Genomic DNA, 22574 nt, shown 5'->3' with positions numbered 1-22574 from the left:
TTTGTTTTTTTCAATTCAAAAATTGGATTCTTGTATTAAAATAAAAAACCTGATGAAAGCATGGGTAATAGAAAAAATTGCCAATGTGCTTGAAGATCCTGAACCTTTAAAGTTAGTAGAGTTAGGAGATCCCATCCCAGCTGAAGATGAAATAGTTATAAAAGTCCATGCCTGTGGAGTTTGCCATACCGAAATAGATGAAATAGAAGGTAGGGCTTTACCTTCTTTTTTCCCCATTATTCCAGGACATCAAATTGTAGGGGAAGTGGTAGAAATTGGAAAGGAAGTTAAAAATTTCAAAGTAGGAGATAGAGCTGGAGCTGGTTGGATATATCATAGTTGTGAAAAATGTGAATATTGCAAAAGGGGATTAGAAAACCTTTGTTCATCCTTTAAAGCAACGGGAAAGGATGTTCATGGAGGATATGCTGAGTATTTTAAAATAAAAGAAACTTTTGCTTTTCATTTACCTAAATTATTTTCTTACGAAGAGCTTGCGCCTCTTTTTTGTGCAGGAGCTATAGGCTACAGAGCTCTCAAACTTGCAAATCCCAGAGATGAACAAAATATAGGACTTGTTGGATTTGGGGCATCCGGACATCTTGTCTTGAAACTTATTAAAGCCCTTTTTCCTTTTTCCAAAGTTTTTGTGTTTGCAAGAAATCCTAAACAAAGGGAGCTTGCTTTGAATCTTGGAGCTTTTTGGGCAGGCACCTTTGAGGAAAAACCACCTCAAGATATTCACTGTGCTATAGATACAACTCCTGTTTGGAAACCACCTCTTTCTATCTTAAAATATCTTGTTCCTGGAGGAAGGCTCGTAATAAATGCCATAAGAAAAGAAGAGCACGATAAGGATGCCTTTTTAAATCTTAATTATGAAAAAGACCTCTGGATGGAAAAAGAAATTAAAACTGTTGCCAATGTAACAAGAAAAGATATAAAAGAATTTTTACAAATTGCTGAAACTTTTAACATCAAACCAGAAATTGAAGTTTATCCCTTTGACAAAGCCAATCAGGCTCTAAAAGACATTAAAAACAGAAAAATTAAAGGTGCAAAGGTTTTAAAAATAGTAGAATGAAGCTTAAATTTGGCATAGGATTTGACATTCATAGATTAGTTCCTGGCAGAAAGTTGAAACTCTGCGGAATAGAGATACCCTTTGAAAAAGGACTTCTTGGACATTCAGACGGAGATGTGGGACTGCATGCTTTAATAGATGCTATACTCTCAGCAGGGGGACTCCCAGATATAGGGACACTTTTCCCGGATACAGATCCCCAATACAAAGATGTGGAAAGCATAAAACTTCTTGAAAAAACTTTATCCCTTATTAATGAAAAAGGATTTAAAGTTTTTCAAATAGATCTAATCTTTATATGTGACAAACCAAAACTTTCTCCTTTTTATGAAGAGATGAAAAGCTTACTCTCTCAAAAGCTAAAGGTTGATTTTTCAAATATAGGAATTAAAGCAAAAACAACTGAAGGATTAATGGAAGCTTTAAAAATTGAGGCTATAGCCTGTTTATGTTTAGCTGTTCTTGCTGAAAAAAATTTTTAAGCTTGTATTTTTTTTATTATATGTTACTCTACTTTTAAGATAGAAGACTGAGTTTTTAGAGTCCAAATCTCTAAAATCTCAGCTTCTATCAAATTAAAAATCTAAAAGGAGTTAGAGATGCGTAAGGTTAAATTAGGTGATGTAGTAAGCATTCATTGTATTGGTAGATTGAAAAATGGGGAAATTTTTGAAAACACCTTTGATGGTGAACCTTTTATTTTTCAGGTTGGTTCTCCTGAAATAATTCCTGGACTTTCTGAAGCACTTATCGGTATGGAAGAGGGAGAAGAAAAAGAAGTTATGATACCCTATGAAAAAGCTTTTGGTCCAAGAGATGAAAATTTAGTAAGAACTATCCCGAGAGAAGCCTTAAGTATTGATGTAGAACCTGAGGAAGGATTGATGCTAAATCTCATAGTGGATACACCTCAGGGAGAAATGAATTTTCCTGCAACTATAATTAAAGTAACTGAAGATGAACTCACCCTTGATTTAAACCCTCCTCTGGCAGGGGAAGATCTTTATTTTCGAATCAAACTTCTAAAAATCTTCAACCTTGACGAAGAAGATATAATCCTATAAGATTTTCCATTTCCAGGGGGGTTCTCCCCCATTTATTTTTAAAAAATTCTGATTTATTATTCAAGGTATGATTCTTGAAATTCTCAAAAGTTTTTTAATCATCTTTTTATTTGCTATCATAATCGGCTCAATTTTTGTCAATTTAAAGATTTCACCTGTAATCGGCTTTCTACTCACAGGAGTAATAATAGGACCTTCTGTATTAGGTTTTATAACAGACTCTCATTTAATCGAAACTCTCGCAGAATTAGGGGTGGTCTTTTTAATGTTTCTTATAGGAGTTGAATTTTCTATTAAAAAACTTCTTGCCTATAGAAAAGAAATTTTAATCGCAGGTTTACTTCAAGTCATTTTAACTATTTTAATGGTTTTAGGTATTACCGTCTTTTTTCTTAAAAAAACTCCTCAAATAGGCATTTTCTTTGGCTCTCTTGTTGCGATGAGTAGCACAGCTTTAGTGCTAAAAATTTTGATGGACAGAGGAGAACTAACGACTTCTTATGGAAGAGTGTGTTTTGGAATTCTCATTTTTCAAGATTTGTGTGTTATACTTTTAATGCTTTTTCTTCCAATTTTAAGTGGAGAAAGGGGCTCTATAAAAGATATTTCCTTAATTTTAGCAAAATCTCTAATTATACTTGGAATTACTTTTTTAGCTGCCCTTTATTTATTTCCTATAATACTTCACCAAATTGTGAAAACTCGTAACAGAGAATTATTTCTTATGACTATTTTAGTTCTTTCCTTAGGAACTGCTTTCTTTTCTTATAAATTAGGACTTTCTTTAGCCTTGGGAGCATTTTTAGCAGGACTTATTATCTCAGAATCAGAATACGCGCTTCAAACTATTGCTGAAATAAAACCTATTAAAGATCTTTTAATGGCTATTTTTTTCGTATCTGTGGGACTCCTTTTAAAACCTCATTTTCTTTTGAATAACATAAAACTAACCATTTTTGTAGTTCTTTTTATACTTTTTATAAAATTTGTAGGAATTTTTCTATCAACTCTTGCGATAAGTAAAAGCTTAAGAATTTCGCTTTTAACCAGTTTTATGCTTTCTCAAACAGGAGAATTTTCCTTAGTGCTTGCTTTAGAAGGAAAAAAATTTGGACTTCTTGAAGAAAGCTGGTATCAAATTTTTATAGGTTCTTCCATTGTCACTCTTTTCCTTACTCCTTTTTTAATAAATTGGTCTCACAGATTAACTGATCTTTTTCTTGAAAAAATATCTTACAAAAGTTATTTAAGACTGAAAAGAAAAAAGGAAAAAAGAAAGGAGGAAAAAATCTCTTTAAAGGATCATACTATTGTTGTAGGATATGGAGTAGGTGGGCAAACTATAGTTTATGGGCTCAAAACTCTTAAAATACCTTATGTAATTGTTGATTTAAACCCTAATACGGTTAAAATTTATAAAAAAAGGGGAGAACCTATCTTTTTTGGAGATGCAACAAATGTTGAGATTTTGAGAAAATTAGGAGTTGAAAGGGCTAAGGCTCTGGTAATAGTTATCGGAGATCACATAGCTTCAAGGAAAATTACTTTACTTGCTCGTAAAGAAAATCCCAATTTATACATAATAGTTAGAACACGCTTTGTAGCAGAAATTGAAGAATTTGTTAAATTAGGAGCAAATGAAGTAATACCTGAAGAATTTGAAGCCTCTATTGAAATATTTGCTAAAGTTCTTCACTATTATAAAGTCCCGAGAAACATAATCTTTGATCTTTTAGAAAATGTTCGTAAAAACCACTATAAAGCCTTTAGAACCCCTGATAAACCTATTTTAGGAAGTATTGAAAATTTAGAATTTCTGAAAACTATTGCTACTGAAACCTATTTAATTAAAAAAAACAGCCCCTTAATTGGATTAAGTTTAAAGTCTCTTGATCTCAGATCTAAAACTGGAGCTACAATTATAGCTATAAAAAGAAACGAAGAATTTATAGTAAACCCACAAGCTAATTTTATTTTAAAAGAGGGAGATGTTTTAGTGCTCATAGGGAACGAAAACCAACTTAATAAAGCTTTGGTTTTTCTTGAAGATCCTATAAGAAATCAATCTTGACAAAAAAGATAAAAAGGTTATTTTAAGTAAAAAAATTGAATTAGGGGCCGTAGCTCAGAGGGAGAGCGCGTGAATGGCATTCACGAGGTCGTGGGTTCAAGTCCCACCGGCTCCACCAAATTTTAAACTATGTCTCAAGAAAAAATAGTTAACTTAGATCAAAAAATTAAAATTTCTAACAAACCATCCGTTTCTCCTATTGACGAATTAACTCTTAAAACCACTAAAGAAATCGTTATCAAATTTATAGAAATGGGCAGATGCTCTCCTGCTACTTTTGAAGAAGTTTTTACCCAAGTTTTTTCAGTAGTTAAAAAAACTCTTAATAAAGATTAATGTATCTTCTTGCTATTCATGGTAGTCCGAGAAAAAACGGAAACACAGAGGTTTTATTAGACTCCTTTTTAAAAGGGGTTCAAAAAAGTCCTATCACTTACGAAAAAATAAGACTTTCTGAACTTAAATATCTGCCCTGTATAGAATGCGGTGAGTGTGAAGTTAAAGGAGAATGCGTTTTAGAAGACGATCTAAAAGAGATTTATCCAAAAATTCTAAAGGCTGATTTTTTAGTAGTCGCAACTCCAATATTTTTCTACAGCCATACCTCTTATGTTCAGGCTTTTTTTGAAAGATTTCAAGCTTTCTGGGCAAGAAAATACATTCTTAAACTTCCTCATCCCTTTAACAAAAACCCCAAAGGAATTCTTTTTTCCTTAGGTGCAACAAAAGGGAAAAAACTCTTTGAGGGTTTGGTAAGAAGTTTTAAGTATGTGCTTGATACCATTTACGGAATCTACATAGGAGGCGTCTTTATAAGAGGAGTTGATAAAAGAGGAGAAATATTAAATCATCCTGATTATTTAAATCTTGTTGAAAACTTAGGTTCTAAACTTTCTTCTTTTTCAGAGGAAGACCTTGTGAAGAGTTCTGAAAAACTTGGACTTAACAAAAGCTCTACTCCTTAAGATTTGCCATACTTTTCAAAAAGCTCTTTATATCTTCTTGCATGAGCTTCTATATCCTCTGCTTTCCATATATCACTTATAACTGCAATCATATCCGCTCCAAGTTTAATTAATTCTTCAGCATTATCAAAGGTTATGCCACCTATAGCACAAATAGGTATTTTTAAAATCTTTTTAGCTTCTAAAAGTATTTCTTTTTTAACTAACTTTGCGGATGGCTTTGTTGGAGAAGTGAAAAAACTACCAAAAGCTACATAATTTGCAGAAAGGTTTTCCATTTCCTTTGCTCTCTTAATATCTCCGTAACAGGAAACACCTATTATTTTGTCTTTTAAAATCTTGCGAGCAAGATCTATGTGAAAATCCTTTTCCCCAAGATGAACCCCATCTGCTGAAACCTTAAGGGCAAGCTCAACTCTATCATTCACTATAAAAATCGCTCCGTATTTATGACAAAGCTCCTTTAAAGCCTGGGCATAAGGAACTAAAAATTCATCAGAATTTTTTTTATCTCTTAATTGAACGATCTTTGCCCCTCCTTTTAAAGCCTTTTCAACCTTTTTTAAAATTTCATCGTTCTCGTAGGGAGTAAGTTTTTCATCTGTTATCACATATAAACCTGAAAGCTTCATCTTTAAATTCTTTCTATGATATTTGCTTCTGGTAAATTTTCTTTAAAAAACTCTTTTGCCCATTCATAAAAATCTTTAGAATAGGGGGCTACATTGTCTTTTTTGAGTGTTTTCCCAGGAACATACTTTTGAAAAGCAATAAATTTAAAGTCTTTAAGATAGGGAAGCATCTCTTTAAGCTCCTTTTTAGAAATCAAAGGGGGATAAAAGGTTATTCTTATTTCTACTTTTTCTGGTCTTAAAGATGCTATTTCAAAGGTTTTTTCCACTTTTTTAAATTCTCCTCCTATTTCGTGGTATCTATTTGGTGAGGTTTTAAAATCAAGAGCTAAAAAATCAAGAATTCCTCTTTCAAAAAGTTTTTTCACTAATTCTGGGTTTGAACCGTTTGTATCAAGTTTTATAGAAAGCCCTATTTCATAATAGATTTTTTCTATAAAGCTTTCAAGTCTTTTACCCCAAAGAGTTGGCTCTCCTCCTGTAATAACTACTCCTTTAATAAACCCCTTTCTTCTTTTTAACTCATCTAAAACTACCTCTTCTGGAATGTCCTCTAATTTTTTATACTCTTCGGGCACTACAAGCTCTACATTATAACAATAAGGACAGCGAAAATTACAAAGATAAGTAAAAACTACTGAGGCTATTTTCCCCGGATAATCTATTAAACTTGTCCCCCTAAATCCCTTTATCATCTACTAACTCTAAAAATTTTTATACTTTCTGCAATCATATAAAAAGCTAAAATTATCAAGATAAATCCAATAAGAGTGATTATATTTAAGGCTAAGTTTTTGAAAGTAATATAAATAAGTGCTGAAAGAGTGGTTATAAGCATAAATAGAGTGGGAATTAGAATAAAGACAAATTTTTTAGCTTTTATATTTTTTGCCCAGACATAAATGGTTAGTAAGACAAGTGCTGCAAGAAGTTGATTAGTTGAACCAAAAAGAGGCCAGATTTTTTTCCAAGCAGGTATCAAAGTGCCATCGGGTGCATAAAATTTTAGATTGAGTAAAATTACGGGAAGTATCAAAGATATAAGAGAAGTTAAAATCCTTGTCTTTAAGTTTAACCCTGAAAGATCAAGCAATTCCTGCAAAACATAGCGAGAAATCCTTGTTGCAGTATCAAGAGTCGTTAAAATAAAAGCAGAAATAGCAAGGTATCCAAAAATTAATCCAAATTTGGGATTTAATTTCATAAGAGAAACAAAATGAGAGACTCCTAAAGAAAAAATCTCAGTAGGTAGTTTTGAATCTTTTATCAAATCTTTGGTAAGAATCATTGCTGTTGAAAGGGAAATAAAAGCCAGTATTCCTTCAAGGAACATTCCCCCCCCCCCATAGCTTACAATTTTTGCATTTTTTATACTGTCAAATTGTTTTGAAGTTGTTCCAGACGAGACAAGGGCATGAAAACCAGAAACTGCACCACAGGCAATAGTTATAAAAACAAAGGGAAAAAGTGGTCCTAACTGAGAATTAAAAGAAACGAAAAAAAGATAAGAAATAGAGTAACTTCCTAAAAATATTCCCAAAATTCCTATAACTAAGATAGAATAAAGAAGAAAACTCAATAAATTATCCCTTGGCTGAAGTAAAACCCACACAGGTAGAATTGAAGCCAAAAAATAATAAGTTAGCAAAATCCATACCCAGGTCTCTCTTGAAAAAGATATAAAGCCATTTTCCAGACTAAAAAAGATGATTAACCCGATAAGAAAAAGAGAAACTATTGTGGCAAAAGGTAGATTTAATCTGAGCTTATAAAGCGAAAAACTAAAAATTATTGCTACTAAAATGTATCCCACATTTACCTGTGCAACTCCTGGTTCTTTTGCAAATGTGGTTGCTGCAAGATCAGTAAAAACAGCAATAACATAAACAAGAGAAAACCATATAAATAGCAAAAATATTTTATAAACTTTCTTTCCCGTGTAATTTTTGGCAATCTCTCCAATGCTTTTTCCTTGGTTTCTAACTGAAGCAATAAGAGCTGAAAAATCGTGTAATCCTCCGATAAAGATGGTTCCCGAAACAATCCACAAAATTGCTGGCAACCATCCATAAGCTATACCAGCAATAATCGGACCCACAATAGGACCTGCTCCTGCAATAGAAGAAAAATGATGTCCAAGAAGGACAAACTTGTTGGTAGGAACAAAATCTATTCCGTCAAACCTAGTTTTTGATGGAACTTGCTCATTCTCTTTTATCTCATATTGAACTTCAAAAAATCTTCCATAAAATCTGTATCCTACCCAGAAAATAGCCAGAACTAACATTAGCAAAATCTTCAACATTTTGGCTCTCCTCTAAAAATTTATACCTCTACATTAAAAATCTTTCTGGCAAAAATTCCTATAGCAAAAGAAAAAATTGCTACTGCGGAGCTAATAAAAAACATCTCAAGAAAAAAGCGAAGAAAGGATTTTTCCTGAACTACACTTACAAAAAAGGCAAAAACTAAAATAATCATAAGCGCACTAAAAATCGCAATCCCAAAGGCAACTGCATAATGAGAAAAGATAAAATAAGGCAAGACAAGAACAAGCACAGTTAAAATGTAAGCTACACCTGTATAAATTGAGGCTTTAAGCGGGGACCTGTGTTCCCCTTCAGACCTTGTAGAAAGGTATTCTGAAGCTGACATAGAAAGGGCTGCAGAAATACCTATGATAAAAGCTGTAACCCCTATAAGTTTAGTATTTTGTAAAGCAAAGGTAAGACCTGCAAGAGCACCAGTGAGCTCAACAAGAGCGTCATTTAACCCAAGAACCATAGATCCCACATATTTTAACCTTTCTTCATCAAGCATTAAAGCTAGCTCTTTTTCATGAGCCTCTTCTTCATATAAAATTTTTTCTACTTCTGGAATCTTTCCAATTAAAGCTGAATAATTTCTCTCTGCAACTTTTTCATTCCTTTCCATAAGCTTAATAGCAAAGGTAAAACCAAAAAGCCAGGCAATAAGAAGATAAAAGAAAGCTCTTATACGACTGGGCTTAAATTTCTTTCCAGTATATTTGCTCCATATCTCTGCATGTTTTCCTTCTTCTTCAGCTATTTTAAGTAAAACCTCTCTATTTTTATCTTTTACTATGTTTGCAAGGCGGGTATATACATATTTTTCTGTAATTTCTGTTTTTTGAAATTTTTCAACAAGTTTAAGGTATTCTGAATTCATCAAACATATTATTATTTATCAATTAAAAAATTTAACAAGAAAAATTTTAAAAAATTAAAGCCCCTCCTGAATAAACCTCAGAGGGGCTTCACCTTTTTAGATTTTAAAATTCATACCAAGCAGAGAAGGTAAATCTATTACCAGTATCTACCCATTTATCGCGCTCGGTCTCAATATGCATAACTTCTGCACCAAGTCTCATATGATCGCTCAGTTTATACCAAATATTGGCAAAATATTGAGTATTTTTAGTAAACTGGCGGTCATTAAGCGCTTGAGGACCAATCTGTCCTTTAAGTATTTCGCTATCATTGGGATCATCAAATCCAGCCCCAATAGTAAAAGCTAAACGAGGAGTTATATTCCACACAAGATCAGCCCAGAGTCCATAAGCCTCAATGGGTTCACCATAAGCATTAATTCCAAGGTCATATCTTAACCATTCTTTGTCAATACCTTTCCCAGTCCAAGCTTCTCCCTTAAACTGAAACTTCTGATTAAATAATTTAAAGTTAAAAAGCCATTCCCCTGCAATAAGCCAGCGATCAATATCCCTTTCAGTAAAATACTTTCTGGGGAAAGAAGCATCTTCTGGTTTAACTGTTTGGTGCTTATAACCTCCTCCAAGAGCAATCATACTTCCCTTGTCAAAAATCTTATTTAGGATTCCATCTTTATACTGAATTCTTGCAAGAACCCAGGGCATACGCTCTTCAGAGCTGGTAGAAATTCTTCTATGCATCATAAGAGAACCAAGAAGTTCCCAGTTTTCAAATACTTTCTGTCTTATCGTTAACTGAGGCACTCTCCACCAAAGGTTACCTGCAGCTGTTAAAATTCCAAAGTCAATGGTGGATGGGTTTAACTGGGCAATCGGAATCCAATCCTGCCCAAATCTTAGATCTGTTTGGGTTTTCTCATTATAAAGATCTACATAAGCAAGCCTAATTCTTGGAAGAATATTATTACCTTCGTTTGATCCGTAAAAATCTATTTCTGTATGTCCTTTAATTAGCCAATTTCCACTTTTATGATAGACTAAAGCTCCAAATCTCGTATCTCTTGGGTTGAAATCTGTTGAATCATTTTTGTAAGTTGGATCGTAAACATAATCAGTTTTGGTTTTAATTGACCACGGAGTTGTGCTATTATCTACGTATTGAGTTGTTTTAGCACTATATCTATTCTTAATAGCACCAACAAAATCATTATACTTTTCTATGCGGGCTGTATCGTAATGATAATCCATTTTTACCCTTCCATAGAGCTGCCATTCCAGACCAGGTTTTGCAAAAACAGGTTTTGATTCTTTAGCCACAAATTGAGGAGTTAGTTTCTCGGTTTTTGTCTCAACCTGCTTTAGTTTCCCCTGCAGAGTTTCTATTAAAGCCTGCATGGAAGCCATCTGCTGTTGCATAATAGCCATCTGCTGTTTTAAAGCCTCAATTTGAGCTTTAAGCTCCTCTGGAGTTTCTTCTGCTAAAGAGGTTTTTACAAAAATACCCCCAAATATCAGGGCTGGCAAAAACATTTTAGCAATCTTTTTACTCTTCATACCACCACCTCCTACCAAAATTTATACATTCCAGATTTACATAAAATTTTCTTCTTTTAAATATCAAAAGAATTTTTTCACATTTATATAAAAATTAAAATCAGCATTTAACACTTCTTCTTTTATCTAAACTAAAAAAAAGCTAAATTATTTTTTTTCACAAGGCAATCTTTTCTTGATTTTGCAGAAGGTATTGAATTCTTAAAATGTGGGACTAATTTTTTGATATGCATTATATAAGAAGGGAAGCAGAATTTAAATTAAAAACAGACATAGAGCCAAGAGGGGATCAGCCTAAAGCTATAGAAGAATTAGTTAAAGGGATAAAAAAAGGGATAAAGCATCAAGTTCTTCTTGGAGTTACTGGTTCTGGGAAAACCTTTACCATGGCTAATGTTATTGCAAAGGTTGGTAAACCTACTCTTGTTATTGCTCCCAATAAGACCTTAGCTGCTCAGCTCTATAACGAATTTAAAAAACTTTTTCCTGAAAATGCTGTAGAATACTTCGTTTCCTATTATGACTATTATCAGCCTGAGGCTTACATTCCTATAACTGACACCTATATTGAAAAAGACGCCTCTATTAACGACTTTATAGATAGACTTAGACACTCAGCAACTGCAGCAGTTCTTTCAAGAAGGGATGTAATTGTTGTAGCAAGCGTATCTTGCATTTACGGACTGGGTTCTCCAGATGAATACTTTAAAAAACATCTCTATTTAAGAGTGGGGGCAAAAATAAGAAGGGATGAACTTTTAAGGGCTCTTGTTACTATGCATTATGAAAGAACTGAGATGGACTTTACTCGTGCTACTTTTAGAGTAAGAGGGGATGTAATTGAAATATTCCCTTCAAATGAGGAAAAAAGAGCAGTAAGAGTAAGTCTCTGGGGAAATGAAATAGAGGAGATTAAAATAATTGATCCCTTTAGAGGAATTGTGCTTGGAAAAGTAGATAGTATAGTTATTTTCCCTGCAAGTCATTATGTCACTTCAGAGGATAGACTCAAATGGGCAATAGAAGAAATAAAAAAAGAGCTTAAAGAAAGGGTTGAATACTTTAAAAGTAAAGGGCTTTATCTTTTTGCAGAAAGACTTGAAAAAAGAACTCTTTATGACCTTGAGCTTTTGGAGGAAATTGGCTACTGTAAGGGTATTGAAAATTACAGCAGGTATTTAGACGGAAGAAAGCCAGGGGAGCCTCCTTATACACTTTTAGATTATTTTCCCGATGATTTTCTCCTTTTTATAGATGAAAGCCACATAACTATTCCTCAATTAAGAGGTATGTTTAGAGGAGATAGAAGCAGAAAGGAAACCCTTGTAGAATATGGATTTAGACTTCCTTCAGCACTTGATAATCGTCCTCTTACCTTTGAAGAATTTGAGGAAAGAGTAAATCAGGTTATCTACGTTTCTGCTACTCCTGGAGATTACGAAATAGAAAAAGCTGAAGGAAGAATAGTAGAACAGATTATTCGTCCAACAGGGCTTCTTGACCCAAAAGTAGAAGTAAGACCCTCTGAAAATCAGGTAGAAGACCTTTATTTTGAAATTAAAAAAAGAATAGAAGCAAAGGAAAGGGTTCTTGTTTGCACCCTTACAAAAAGGCTCGCAGAAGAATTAACCGATTACTATAAAGAACTCGGAATAAAAGCCTGCTATATGCATTCGGATTTAAAAACCTTAGAAAGAGCAAGAATTATAAGGGATTTAAGGAAAGGGATTTATGATGTTTTAATAGGAATAAATCTCTTAAGAGAGGGACTTGATTTACCTGAAGTCTCCTTGGTAGCTATTCTTGATGCTGATAAAGAAGGATTTTTAAGGTCGGAGAGAAGCCTTATACAGATGATAGGAAGAGCAGCAAGAAATGTTAATGGAACAGCCATTCTCTATGCACAAACCATTACTCCTGCTATAAAAAGGGCTGTTGAGGAAACAGAAAGAAGAAGAAAAATTCAGGAGGAATACAATAAAAAGCATGGAATTACTCCCAAAAGTGTAGTAAAATCCTTAGATGATCCGCTTATGAGAATGGTTGAAGCTGATTTTGTGGATCTTGAAAAGGTGATTGAAATTGATGAAAGGTTTGAAAGTTTGGAAGATTTAAGAGCCGAAATTGAAAGAGTGGAAAAGGAAATGAAAGAGGCTGCCAAGAATTATGAATTTGAAAAAGCAGCCATATTAAGGGATAGACTATTTTCTTTAAAACAATTAGCTTTGCAGTGGAGCTAAGATCTCTCTATGCCAAGACTTCCTAAGACTAATCCAAGGGCAGTTGCCTTAAAAATCCTTATCCGCTGGGAAAAAGGAAAACCTTTGCTTGATGAAATCCTTTCTCAGGTTTTAACCAAAAGTGTTCTTCCTGACGAGAGAGATAGAGCTCTTGTGGGAGAACTCGTAAACGGAGTAGTAAGATATCTATACTACATAGACTTTGTTATTTCCCGCTTTTCAGAGCATCCTTTAGAAAAAATGGATCCAGAGGTTAGAAACATTTTGCGTCTTGGCACCTATCAACTGCTTTATACCAGAATACCTGAAAGAGTTGCCCTTGCAGAAAGTTTAAAAATACTTTCTCACAGAAAAAGAGGAGAATGGATTAAGGGACTCGTTAATGCAATTTTACATAAAATTGCTGAAAATAAAAATAATCTTCCAGAACCCCCTAATTTTAATCCAGTTTTTTACTTATCCATAAAGTATTCCTTTCCAGAATGGCTTGTAAAAAGATGGCTTGAAAGGTTTGGGCTTGAAGAAACAGAAAAACTTCTTCTGGCAAGCAATGAAAGACCACCTTTGGTGATAAGGGTTAATACTTTAAAGGTAAGCAGAGACAATTTTTTGACCTTTTTGCAAAAAGAAGAGGTGCCTCAGGCAAAGCCCTGTCCTTACAGCCCTGCAGGAATTATCCTGGATGGGTTTAGAGGAAAAGTTACTGAACTTAAGGCTTATCACTTTGGATGGATAAGTGTTCAGGATTCTGCAAGTCAGCTTGTTACCTATCTTTTAAATCCAAAGCCAGGAGAAAAAATACTTGATGCCTGTGCAGGGGTTGGAGGAAAAACAACTCACATTGCTGAGCTTATGGAAAATAAAGGATTAATCTGGGCTTTTGATTTGTATTCATGGAGGCTTGAAAAACTAAAGGAAAACTTTCAAAGGCTTGGTCTTAAAGAACCTAAAGTTTTTCAAGGGGATGTAGTAGAGGAGCTTCCGAAATTAAAAGCTCCTCTTTTTGACCGTATTCTCATTGATGCCCCCTGCACCGGAACAGGAGTAATAAGAAAACATCCTGATATAAAGTGGGCAAGAACTGAAGAAGACTTTATAAAAATCCCTGAAAAGCAATTAAGACTCCTTGAAGGGCTTTCTCCTTTTCTTAAAACAAGAGGAATAATGGTTTATGCAACCTGTAGTCTTGAACCAGAAGAAAACGAAAGGGTTATAGAAAAATTTTTGAGTAATCATCCTGAATTTGAAATAGAAAATCCTTTAATAGTGCTTGAAAAGATTTGCGGAGAAAAGGTTAAAGAACTCATAGAAAATAACCTCTATTTAAAAACCTTCCCTCACAAACACAATCTGGATGGATTTTTTGCTGTAAGACTAAGAAAAGTCAGGTAATTCAGTGAAATTCTATCTCTAAGTAATCTCCCTTAACAACTGCGCTCTTTATTTCTTTATTTAATAACACTCTCGGAAGAAAAAAGTGCCTTTTATGATTTCCTAATTTAATAATCAAGTCTTCATCCTTTTGGTAAACTTCAAGTCTTTCTTCTGGAATCTCTTTTAAAACAAGTTTTAAAACATATCCTCCATTTTTTTCTAAAATCTCAAAAGGTTTATCTTTATAAAATACTTCTGCTGGATTTTTATCCTGATAAATCTTTTTCCCAAATTCTTTTAGTTTTTCATATCCAAGAATTTCCTCATAAAGCTGTGGGACAATAAAAACAGGGGTTGGTTCAAAACTTTTTAAAATTCTATCTATGTATTTTCTTTGTATTTCATAAAAAGGACTTTCCTTTTCTGCCACCCGGTTTAAAAATACAGCATCAACTGGAAAACCAAAAAGATGAAGGTAGGTAAAGGCTTTTTCTGTCTCCTTTATTACCATTTTTTCAGGATTAACCACCAATCTTACTGAAGAAACTTCCTGATTCTGTAAAAGATAATAAAGATTATAGACCTGTCTGAAAAGCTCCTCTAAGGCGTCATAAGTCTTTTCTTCTGGAAGAGGCATATCTGTAACTATTTTTGCTGCAGGTCTTATGATTTTCATAAGTTTTCTTTGCAGGGGCAAAATTTTTGTTACCCACCAGCTTGCTGCATCAGGAAGACTCAAAAATCTTAAGGTCTCACCAGTTGGAGCTGAATCAACTATAACCACATCAAATTTATTTTCTTCTATATGCTTATTTATCCACAAAAAGGAGGATACTTCTTCCATACCAGGCAAAATTGACATTTCTTCTGCCAAAACCTCTTCTATTCCCTGCCATTTTAAAAGACTTTTTAAGTATTCCTTAAGAACTCCCCAGAACTTCTCTATAGAATAGTAAACATCAATTTCTTGAGCATAAAAATTTTTTGAAATTTCTTTTGGTTCTGGTCCTACATCCTCTTCCAATACATCAGAAAGAGAATGGGCTGGATCAACCGAAACTACAAGAACTTTTTTACCAAGCTCTGAAAGATAAGCCCCTGTTGCTGCAGATAAAGTGGTCTTCCCAACCCCGCCTTTTCCTGTAAAAAGGATTATTCTCATTTAAATTTTTAAGCCTTTTCAACTTTCACTTTTTTGATTTCTTTTTTTGGTTTTTCAAGCTCTTCAATTCTTTTTTCTATAATACTTTTTAAAGCAAGCAAAACCTCTTTTCTTGCATTTTTGAGATGTGTTTTTGTGTCTTCCGGAACGAAGGAAAACATCTCTTCCATAAAGGCATCCCAAGCATCAGCTAAATGTTCTATCCATTTATACTTCATCTTATTTTTCACCCCCCCATTGATAGTAAGCCGGCGATGGGATTCGAACCCACGACCTGCTGATTACGAATCAGCTGCTCTACCGCTGAGCTACGCCGGCTTTATAAATAATTATAATACTTTTTTGATTTTTAATAAGAGCTGTACTTTTCCTTTATTCTCTTTACGATGATGTGAGCTGAATTAAAAGCCTTCATAATGCTTCCCTGCTTTAAGGCAATATCTCCTGCAAGAAAAACTCCAGGAAGATTGGTTTCAAAAAACTCATCCATCACTGGATTGCCCTTTTCATCAAATTCAATTCCTATTCTTTTCAAAAAATTTTCAGGGGTTGTCCCTCCTAAACAATAATAAATAAAATCAAAAATATCTTCCTTTCCACTTTTAAAAAACACTTTTATTTTTTTATTATAAGGCTCTATCTTTTCTATATCTGTTGCCATAAGAAGTTTAAGCTTGCCCTCTTTTTCTTTTTCTTCCAGATTTTTTAAATTTATTTCATTTATTCTAAAAAACTGAGGTCTTCTGTAAGAAAGGTATACTTCATTTGCCTCACAAAGGGAGCAGGCAACCTCTGCTGCTGTATTTCCTCCTCCAACTACCAAAACTTTTTTATTTTTGGGTATTTCAAGAGGGGGTTCTATAAAAACTTTATCCTTAAGTTCTTGAGGAATAGGGTAAGATGGTCTGTTGGGTTTGCCAAAAATCCCAATTGCTATAACCACAAAATCTGCCAGATACTCCGGTTTATCCTTTACAAAAACCTCATATCCCTTATTATGCCTTTTTATCTCCGTAACCTCTGAATTTAACCTGATATCCAGTTTCCACTCTTTAACCCAGTTTTCTATTCTTTTAAGAAATTCTTCCTTTGTCTCCGTTTCAAAAGAGCATATTCCTAAAGGTTTTATGTCTTTATCTCTATAATTAGCATCTACTCTTTTTCCTGGCTTATAAAATTTTACTATAGTATTACATATATGATCTGCTTTCTCTAGCACAACTACAGGCTCTATATTATTTGCTTTAGCTTCTATAGCTGTTGCAATACCAGCTGGTCCTGCTCCAATTACTGCAATTTTTACCTTTTCCATAATTTTTAACTTGTAATTGCTAAATTTCTAACTCTAACCAAGACTCTGAAAATATAATTTCTCCCATTAAAACTTTAACAGTTTTGAAAATTTCAATCTCTTTGGGTGTGAGTTCCTGAAAATCAATTTTTTCTCCTTCCATTATTTTATGAACAAGCTTTACCCATTCAGGATGTTTACCTTTGGCAATTTCAATTAACTCTTTATCGTATATATCAAGTATGGCACTGTAAAAATTGTATTTCATAAGCATCATAAGCATCACTCTGTTTAGATAAGGTCTAAGATGTGGAGATACTCCATTTGAAACATTGGAGAGTCCAATTATAGTTTTAACCCCTGGAGCAATTTGTTGAAGAATTGAGAGAAAATTGAGAATTTCTTTTATCTGTTGGGAACCAAGAGTTATAGGAGTAAGAACCGGATCTACCCAAATTTTTTCATTGGGTATTCCAAACTCATTAAGTTTACTGATTAGATCGACAGCAAGAGAAGCTCTTTCATTTGCATCTCTGGGAAGACCAGATTCTCCCCATAGAAGGGCAACTACATCACAGCCAATCTCAGCAGCAAAAGGTGCAAGTCTGTTAAGTCTTTCAGGATGTATGGTGATTGAATTTATAAGTGCTTTTGAGGGCTGTTTTGACGCTTTAATCCCTGCTATCATAGCTTCTGGATTTGTAGTATCAAGAGAAATAGGAATATCTACCACCTCTTCCACTACTCTTACAATCCAAGGAGCAAGCTCAAGCGCATCTTTTTTGGCAGGTCCTATGTTCAAATCAAGGTAATCTGCCCCCAGGTTTTCTCCATCCTTCGCCATCCTCTGAATAGGTTCAGGATTTCTTTCTTTAATAGCCTTACCTATTCTCTTTGACATTATATTGATGTTTTCTGCAATACATACTACCTTAAACCCTTCTCTTTCTGTCTCTTTTAATTCTTCTTTCTTTTGAGGTTCTTCTAACTTTTTTTCATGGGTTTTTTCTATAACTTCTACTCTTTCAATTATTTTCTCCTTTTCAATTTTTTCTATAGATTTTTCAGACTTTTTTCCTTTTTTTCTCTCTTCGTAAATTTTTTTAAAAAAAACAGGTATTCCGCTTGCTTCTCTTGGTCCTACAATTATTTTCCAATCAGGCAATTCCTCCTCTAATTCTCCTTTTATCCCTGCTAAGTACCCAGGAATAATAAGTTCTTTATATCTAACCTTTTCTTCGATACCACATTTTTTCACAAATGGAGCAATAGTATCAGCTCCAAATTTGCCTGCTGCCCAAGCAGTTAAAACTGATAAACCTTCAGTATCTTTTATAAGAAGCCAGGTAGGAACTCTGCTTCCCTCAATCTCACCACTTACGATAAAATAGGTAAGGGCAAAATTACAGGTTATTGCTACAAGTGCATTCTCATCCGGTCCATTTATTGGATAAATTCCTTCCTCTACAATAAGAGGTTTTTGTGGATCTGTATAAATATTCATTCTCTCAATAAGTAGATTAAATAAAGCCTCTGGTTTGAGATCAGAGAGAATGATAATATTTCCGTATTTGCAAATTGCTATACTCGCAATAAGTGTTTCAAATAAATAAGATTCCGTATAACGATAAGGAAAGGTTATAACGGGAAATCCCAAAGGCTTAACTCTTTCTTTAATAGCTGCTTTTCTTATAATAACTAAATCCTCAAATAGTTCTCTTAATACTTGTGAACCTGGATCAAGCACAAGTTCTTTTAAACCCTTTTGTAAAGCCTTTTCAGAGAGTCTGTATACTTCATCAAGTGATTTTCCTGTAATTACAACAGGAACTTTGTTTTTAAGTGAAAACTCGGTTATTTCCTCAAAGTTTTCGTTATCAACTCCATAAATTAGAGGTTTAAAGTCTTGACAGATCTCTATAGCTTTTTCCAAGGTTTCTTTATTTTTAGAAGCCAAAATCAAGGCAACCCATGGAATTTCCTCTCTTATTCTCTTTATTAATTCTATAAAATTACCTTCTTCCCTCTCATCCTGCAAAAATAAAACCTCAGGCTTTAAGGAAATCCCCACTCTTTCCCATTGAAGCTTTTTATAAAGCTCTATTCTTCTTGAAATTTCTTTACTATCCATATTTGTTGAAATGAAAGTTCCTATAAGTGGGGGTTTTCAAAACGCTTATCATGTCTAAACAAAACACTTTCTCCACCTATAAAATAGGTATACTCTCCACCTCCAAGCGTAATCTTTTTAACAGGTGGAGCTGAAGCTTCAGCAATTTCCTCTTTAACCTTAGGGTCTATATAAGGACAGGCATTTATATCTGCCTGACCTGCTGCAACTTTCATAGCAAATGCCATACATGTTGAAAAGCCACATTCTTTACAATTAGTTTTGGGTAGCTTTTTAAGTATCTGAATTCCCGTAAGTCCCATTTTTACCTCTTTCTATAAAAGAATTTACATAATAGGAGGAAGTTTCAGCACCGGATGATTAACTTTTTTTATCCAATCAACCAGTTCTTCTTCTGTATTAACAACAGTTTCGTCTGCAATCTTTTCAAGAAAATCAGGAATTCCAAGCTCTTCTGCTCTTTTCTGAAGCTTTTCTTTCTGTTCATCTTTTAACATCTTTGGCATCCACACAATTCTTAAAAATCCATCTTCTGCAGATATAAATTTTTTTGAGGTTATATACTGCTTGGAAATACCCAAAAATCCAGGAGTAACCTGTCCTCCCCCTATCATTCCTGCAAGGGTGGAAAATTTAAGCCCAATTGGAGTTTCTCTGGTAAATTCTCTGTTTACTATAATTATTCCATTTGCTGGGGCAGAAACTGCTGCAATAGCCTCCATGCAACCACATACAGTCATAGGGTCTCTTATTATACTATAAAGACTTACTCTTTCTATCTTTCCTTTAGAATACTTTTTAACGAATTCATTTACTCCTTTAAATTGTCCTAATTTAGAATCAATTATTTCTCCTTTTAAAATAGGCTGATTAGGACCAGCGGGATTTATTTGATAATAAGCCTTTCCATCAAGCCAGCTATAAGCCCCGCAGGGACCACCTCTTTCAGGAGTTATTACACAAACATGTGTAGGAGCAAAACTTTGGCAAAGAGTGCAAGAATAAAAAGTATCCACATTCTCATCTGTCATTCCTGCAAGTCTTGTATCTCTTTTTTCATACACATTTTTAGCTATTTCTAAAATTTCTCTTACTTTTTCCTCGTCTGTGTAAATTGTTATTTGACATTTATCCACAATTGAACTAAACTCCTGTTTAATTCTGGTATATAAGATTTTCCCGATGTGTTTAAAAAGAAATCCTTTTTCCACAGCCTGCTTACTAATTCTAATCCAGACTATATTTCTTTGTCCTATATGCATAATCCCTTGGGCATAGTTGATGAAGTAATGAAGCTGTCTTTCTATAATTGGTTCAAAATCTTCCTGCATGTTTGCACCAGCTACCTTTACCACTATAGCAAGGGGAACCTTATATGGCGGACCTTTTTTGTCAGTTTTTGAAAGCTCTGAAATCTCTGGACCCACAACTTCTATCTCTCCATCTTTAACTTCATCTAAGGAGGCTGAAATCAAAAGTTCCACCGCAGGAGTTCTTCCCCCTCCACATTCCACATAAAGATCCTCCTTTCTAACCCTTTCACCTTCAAAAGCGGGTGCGTAAGCCACCGGTATATCAATTTTTGTTGTAGTAACTTTAAATCCTCTTACAAAAAGCGCTTTTTCAACAATTTCTTTATGAGGCACTTTAGAGACTAAAGGTTCATAAGTGCAAATTCCATAAGTTTTTATTTCTGGTATATCTTGATCTGAAATGGTTGGAAATCCCCAGTTCATTGCTCCTGCAGCATTAGCTGCCCATTCTTCAGAAACAGGACCAAAGGCAATTACAAAAGCATAGGTTCTATTTTTATTAAATAGCAAATTGTTTATGTAATCTCCTGGCTTTATTCCTCCAAAAGACATGGCAACTCTACAGGCAAAACCAACAGCAAAAACTACTGAGCTTGTATAAGGTCCAAAAGGAACAAGCCGTGTATTCCAACCCAAATGAATACCAGCATTATATAATTGTTCAGCCATGGTTATTCCTTCAACATCTTTTGGTTTAAAAGGTGTCTTTATATGGACATCCATCGTAGATAAAGCTCTTTCATACAAACTATTTGAAGCACCATGCATGAATACATAAAGGTTTTTTTCTTGCAATTCTCTTACAATTTTAATTGTAGTATTAATATCAATTGGTGTTCCTAAAACTACTGCAAACCCTGGAGCTGTCCCATCAACAAATTCAACCCCTCTTTTTCTAAAAATTAAATCATCTGCTGCCCCAAGCCATATATTTTCTTCTGTAGGCTCTTCAGCATTCACATAAAAACCAGGATTTTCTAAATATCTTATAGCTTCTATTATTTCTTCTGCAAAAAATGTTGCCATACCAGCATCAAGGGCAGGACCAAAATAAGGAAGCCAGGTCTTATCTGAGGGAATTTCTGGTAAAAGCCTTTTTGCCTCTTGTAAAACTTCTTCACAATCTCCGAGTTTTTTTACTGGATAACCAAGAATAGCATAAATAATTGGCAAGTAATAAGCTGTATTGGGAAATCCAATCTCAACCTCTTTCCCAAACTTTTTAACTGCCTCTTCATACTTTTCCCATGCTTTTTCTAAGATTTTATATGCTCCTTTTATTGCAACACTTGCAATTATCTTTGACATCTTTTCCTCACCTTTCCTTAATTTTCACTCAAGGCCTTAAAAATTTCCTTACAAAGCTCTATAGCCTTGGGATGTCGCATTATTAATAAGTCTCCTCCAGCTAAGGTAAGAACAACTGCTGTAATTGCCTCCATTAGTATACCTCTTGTTTCTTGATCTCCAAACACCTCATCAGTGGGTAACTGAACTTCTTTGGTTCCCCAAACCTCTCTACCAATAGCACAGATAAAAGGAGATTGTAAAGCTATATCTTTATAATATAATGCTGCAATTCTTATTCTTTCCATAACAGAATAGGCATATTCAATTCCGTAGCCAAGTGCACCTATAGATGGATCTATAATTATTTTGTCAAGGGAAAGTCCCGTGTTTTCAAGTAGTATGTTTAGTTGTTTGGCAAGATTTACATCTATAGGTGTGGAAGCAATAACTGGTAAATTGTAACCCATGGCAACAGCTGCAAGAGTTCTGTAATTAGCCTCTAAAACCGGTCCTATAGCTACACCCCTATCTCCTATTATTTCTGCAATTTCTTTTAAAACCTCTACATCTTTTTCGGGATTGCCAGATCCCCACACAATTAGCGGAACCTCTATGGATTCTATTACTTTTTTTACTACTCTTTTTGCATGCTCTACATCAAGATTTAAATAGTTTGGATCTGTCCCTTGTAAATAAAGACAAATAGCTTCAGCTCCGTATTTTTCTACACATTTTTTTGCCCAGAGACCTGGATCATGAAATACATCAGAAAAGTATTTAGATAAACTCTCAGGCCAATCCTCAGGTTTAACATCTAAAATCTCCATAGCAATTTTAACTCCGTTCCCCATACTCCCTTCAAAATGATAAAAAGGTAAAATATTTTCTCCCCCGATTTTTAAAGATCTCTCACCCTTTCCTATCACAACTTCTCTAATCTTTTCTGTAGTAATGTCTTTATAAAAATTTTCAGAAATACTTTTAGCCCTTTCTGACAAAGGTCTATAACTTCTTTCAATTTTTTCTTTTTTTTCTTCTTTTCCCTCTTTTATTTCTGATTTAAACTTTATTTCTTCAAGTTTTTTTATTCCTTTTTCTAATTCTTCAATCCCAGCACGAATATTTTCTAATCCAAGTTTTAAATCTGAAAAAATGTCTATCAAATTTTTCAGTAATTCTTTTTCTTCCTCCATTTTTCCTCCTAATAAACTAT

General features: G+C 34.0%; 19 protein-coding genes, 2 tRNA genes and 1 pseudogene. 9 read left to right on the top strand and 13 right to left on the bottom strand.

Going from position 1 to position 22574, the window contains the following annotated elements; genetic code table 11:
- Nucleotides 1–52: 52 nt before the first annotated feature.
- The 7 genes from ACLGLP_RS02700 (at nucleotide 53) to ACLGLP_RS02670 (ending at nucleotide 5184) form a co-directional block, all read left to right on the top strand.
- A complete protein-coding gene (locus ACLGLP_RS02700; RefSeq protein ID WP_492113399.1) occupies nucleotides 53–1084 on the top strand; it encodes a zinc-dependent alcohol dehydrogenase family protein in 1032 nt (343 codons plus the stop codon).
- On the top strand, nucleotides 1081–1566 hold the full coding sequence (ispF, locus tag ACLGLP_RS02695) for a 2-C-methyl-D-erythritol 2,4-cyclodiphosphate synthase (RefSeq protein WP_492113398.1): 486 nt from the start codon (nucleotides 1081–1083) through the stop codon (nucleotides 1564–1566). Before ACLGLP_RS02700 ends, ispF begins: the two co-directional genes overlap by 4 nt.
- A gap of 117 nt (nucleotides 1567–1683) precedes the next feature.
- The gene (locus tag ACLGLP_RS02690) at nucleotides 1684–2148 is read left to right on the top strand and encodes an FKBP-type peptidyl-prolyl cis-trans isomerase (protein ID WP_492113397.1); all 465 of its coding nucleotides are present in this window, start codon (nucleotides 1684–1686) and stop codon (nucleotides 2146–2148) included.
- A gap of 67 nt (nucleotides 2149–2215) precedes the next feature.
- Entirely contained in the window at nucleotides 2216–4219 is a 2004-nt protein-coding gene (locus ACLGLP_RS02685) for a monovalent cation:proton antiporter family protein (RefSeq protein ID WP_492113396.1), read from the top strand.
- A 43-nt stretch (nucleotides 4220–4262) separates the two neighbouring features.
- Nucleotides 4263–4337: transfer RNA gene (locus tag ACLGLP_RS02680), tRNA-Ala, on the top strand.
- A gap of 11 nt (nucleotides 4338–4348) precedes the next feature.
- Entirely contained in the window at nucleotides 4349–4555 is a 207-nt protein-coding gene (locus tag ACLGLP_RS02675) for a hypothetical protein (protein WP_492113395.1), read from the top strand.
- Nucleotides 4555–5184 carry a flavodoxin family protein gene (locus tag ACLGLP_RS02670; RefSeq protein WP_492113394.1) on the top strand — a complete coding sequence of 210 codons (630 nt, stop codon included), beginning with the start codon at nucleotides 4555–4557 and terminating at the stop codon, nucleotides 5182–5184. Before ACLGLP_RS02675 ends, ACLGLP_RS02670 begins: the two co-directional genes overlap by 1 nt.
- Here the strand turns inward: ACLGLP_RS02670 and thiE are convergent.
- The 5 genes and pseudogenes from thiE to ACLGLP_RS02645 form a co-directional block, all read right to left on the bottom strand.
- Nucleotides 5181–5816: a thiamine phosphate synthase gene (thiE, locus tag ACLGLP_RS02665; RefSeq protein ID WP_492113393.1), complete on the bottom strand. Its 636-nt coding sequence runs from the start codon at nucleotides 5814–5816 to the stop codon at nucleotides 5181–5183. The two genes, ACLGLP_RS02670 and thiE, sit on opposite strands and share 4 nt — an antisense overlap.
- Before the next feature lie 2 nt (nucleotides 5817–5818).
- Complete coding sequence (locus ACLGLP_RS02660; RefSeq protein ID WP_492113392.1) at nucleotides 5819–6511, bottom strand: anaerobic ribonucleoside-triphosphate reductase activating protein; 693 nt, start codon at nucleotides 6509–6511, stop codon at nucleotides 5819–5821.
- A 179-nt stretch (nucleotides 6512–6690) separates the two neighbouring features.
- Nucleotides 6691–8052: pseudogene (locus tag ACLGLP_RS02655) on the bottom strand (carbon starvation CstA family protein); the annotation flags it as partial.
- 89 nt (nucleotides 8053–8141) lie between these two features.
- Nucleotides 8142–9005 (bottom strand): VIT1/CCC1 transporter family protein, encoded by an 864-nt coding sequence (locus ACLGLP_RS02650; RefSeq protein ID WP_492113391.1) that lies wholly within the window; start codon nucleotides 9003–9005, stop codon nucleotides 8142–8144.
- 103 nt (nucleotides 9006–9108) lie between these two features.
- The gene (locus tag ACLGLP_RS02645) at nucleotides 9109–10560 is read right to left on the bottom strand and encodes a hypothetical protein (RefSeq protein ID WP_492113390.1); all 1452 of its coding nucleotides are present in this window, start codon (nucleotides 10558–10560) and stop codon (nucleotides 9109–9111) included.
- A gap of 227 nt (nucleotides 10561–10787) precedes the next feature.
- Between ACLGLP_RS02645 and uvrB the strand changes: the two genes are divergently transcribed.
- Complete coding sequence (gene uvrB, locus ACLGLP_RS02640) at nucleotides 10788–12800, top strand: excinuclease ABC subunit UvrB (protein ID WP_492113389.1); 2013 nt, start codon at nucleotides 10788–10790, stop codon at nucleotides 12798–12800.
- A 9-nt stretch (nucleotides 12801–12809) separates the two neighbouring features.
- Nucleotides 12810–14192 (top strand): 16S rRNA (cytosine(967)-C(5))-methyltransferase RsmB, encoded by a 1383-nt coding sequence (gene rsmB / locus ACLGLP_RS02635; RefSeq protein WP_492113388.1) that lies wholly within the window; start codon nucleotides 12810–12812, stop codon nucleotides 14190–14192.
- Between the two features lies 1 nt (nucleotide 14193).
- On the opposite strand, the gene ACLGLP_RS02630 is transcribed toward rsmB, so the two are convergent.
- The 8 genes from ACLGLP_RS02630 to ACLGLP_RS02595 all read right to left on the bottom strand — a co-directional run bounded on the left by ACLGLP_RS02630 (nucleotide 14194) and on the right by ACLGLP_RS02595 (nucleotide 22554).
- The gene (locus ACLGLP_RS02630; RefSeq protein ID WP_492113387.1) at nucleotides 14194–15336 is read right to left on the bottom strand and encodes an ArsA family ATPase; all 1143 of its coding nucleotides are present in this window, start codon (nucleotides 15334–15336) and stop codon (nucleotides 14194–14196) included.
- Between the two features lie 8 nt (nucleotides 15337–15344).
- Nucleotides 15345–15554, bottom strand: coding sequence for a hypothetical protein (locus ACLGLP_RS02625; protein WP_492113386.1), 210 nt, complete (start codon nucleotides 15552–15554; stop codon nucleotides 15345–15347).
- Nucleotides 15555–15582: 28 nt separating this feature from the next.
- Nucleotides 15583–15654, bottom strand: a tRNA-Thr gene (locus tag ACLGLP_RS02620).
- A gap of 31 nt (nucleotides 15655–15685) precedes the next feature.
- The gene (locus ACLGLP_RS02615) at nucleotides 15686–16648 is read right to left on the bottom strand and encodes an NAD(P)-binding domain-containing protein (RefSeq protein WP_492113385.1); all 963 of its coding nucleotides are present in this window, start codon (nucleotides 16646–16648) and stop codon (nucleotides 15686–15688) included.
- 19 nt (nucleotides 16649–16667) lie between these two features.
- Nucleotides 16668–18758, bottom strand: a complete 2091-nt coding sequence (gene acsC, locus ACLGLP_RS02610; protein WP_492113384.1) for an acetyl-CoA decarbonylase/synthase complex subunit gamma — start codon at nucleotides 18756–18758, stop codon at nucleotides 16668–16670.
- 20 nt (nucleotides 18759–18778) lie between these two features.
- Nucleotides 18779–19060 carry a (Fe-S)-binding protein gene (locus tag ACLGLP_RS02605; RefSeq protein WP_492113383.1) on the bottom strand — a complete coding sequence of 94 codons (282 nt, stop codon included), beginning with the start codon at nucleotides 19058–19060 and terminating at the stop codon, nucleotides 18779–18781.
- 24 nt (nucleotides 19061–19084) lie between these two features.
- Nucleotides 19085–21379, bottom strand: coding sequence for an acetyl-CoA decarbonylase/synthase complex subunit alpha/beta (gene acsB, locus ACLGLP_RS02600; RefSeq protein WP_492113382.1), 2295 nt, complete (start codon nucleotides 21377–21379; stop codon nucleotides 19085–19087).
- Nucleotides 21380–21396: 17 nt separating this feature from the next.
- The gene (locus ACLGLP_RS02595; protein WP_492113381.1) at nucleotides 21397–22554 is read right to left on the bottom strand and encodes an acetyl-CoA decarbonylase/synthase complex subunit delta; all 1158 of its coding nucleotides are present in this window, start codon (nucleotides 22552–22554) and stop codon (nucleotides 21397–21399) included.
- Nucleotides 22555–22574 lie beyond the last annotated feature (20 nt).

This window comes from Caldimicrobium sp. SLHALR3 (assembly GCF_058692735.1).
Note: the sequence above shows the minus strand (reverse complement) of the source record. Positions and strands in the feature narration are given on the sequence as shown.

Bases quoted from the DNA above. Each gene is read 5' to 3' on its own strand.
- ACLGLP_RS02700 (WP_492113399.1), top strand. From the start codon at position 53: ATGAAAGCATGGGTAATAGAAAAAATTGCCAATGTGCTTGAAGATCCT.
- ispF (WP_492113398.1), top strand. From the start codon at position 1,081: ATGAAGCTTAAATTTGGCATAGGATTTGACATTCATAGATTAGTTCCT.
- ACLGLP_RS02690 (WP_492113397.1), top strand. From the start codon at position 1,684: ATGCGTAAGGTTAAATTAGGTGATGTAGTAAGCATTCATTGTATTGGT.
- ACLGLP_RS02685 (WP_492113396.1), top strand. From the start codon at position 2,216: ATGATTCTTGAAATTCTCAAAAGTTTTTTAATCATCTTTTTATTTGCT.
- ACLGLP_RS02675 (WP_492113395.1), top strand. From the start codon at position 4,349: ATGTCTCAAGAAAAAATAGTTAACTTAGATCAAAAAATTAAAATTTCT.
- ACLGLP_RS02670 (WP_492113394.1), top strand. From the start codon at position 4,555: ATGTATCTTCTTGCTATTCATGGTAGTCCGAGAAAAAACGGAAACACA.
- thiE (WP_492113393.1), bottom strand. From the start codon at position 5,816: ATGAAGCTTTCAGGTTTATATGTGATAACAGATGAAAAACTTACTCCC.
- ACLGLP_RS02660 (WP_492113392.1), bottom strand. From the start codon at position 6,511: ATGATAAAGGGATTTAGGGGGACAAGTTTAATAGATTATCCGGGGAAA.
- ACLGLP_RS02650 (WP_492113391.1), bottom strand. From the start codon at position 9,005: ATGAATTCAGAATACCTTAAACTTGTTGAAAAATTTCAAAAAACAGAA.
- ACLGLP_RS02645 (WP_492113390.1), bottom strand. From the start codon at position 10,560: ATGAAGAGTAAAAAGATTGCTAAAATGTTTTTGCCAGCCCTGATATTT.
- uvrB (WP_492113389.1), top strand. From the start codon at position 10,788: ATGCATTATATAAGAAGGGAAGCAGAATTTAAATTAAAAACAGACATA.
- rsmB (WP_492113388.1), top strand. From the start codon at position 12,810: ATGCCAAGACTTCCTAAGACTAATCCAAGGGCAGTTGCCTTAAAAATC.
- ACLGLP_RS02630 (WP_492113387.1), bottom strand. From the start codon at position 15,336: ATGAGAATAATCCTTTTTACAGGAAAAGGCGGGGTTGGGAAGACCACT.
- ACLGLP_RS02625 (WP_492113386.1), bottom strand. From the start codon at position 15,554: ATGAAGTATAAATGGATAGAACATTTAGCTGATGCTTGGGATGCCTTT.
- ACLGLP_RS02615 (WP_492113385.1), bottom strand. From the start codon at position 16,648: ATGGAAAAGGTAAAAATTGCAGTAATTGGAGCAGGACCAGCTGGTATT.
- acsC (WP_492113384.1), bottom strand. From the start codon at position 18,758: ATGGATAGTAAAGAAATTTCAAGAAGAATAGAGCTTTATAAAAAGCTT.
- ACLGLP_RS02605 (WP_492113383.1), bottom strand. From the start codon at position 19,060: ATGGGACTTACGGGAATTCAGATACTTAAAAAGCTACCCAAAACTAAT.
- acsB (WP_492113382.1), bottom strand. From the start codon at position 21,379: ATGTCAAAGATAATTGCAAGTGTTGCAATAAAAGGAGCATATAAAATC.
- ACLGLP_RS02595 (WP_492113381.1), bottom strand. From the start codon at position 22,554: ATGGAGGAAGAAAAAGAATTACTGAAAAATTTGATAGACATTTTTTCA.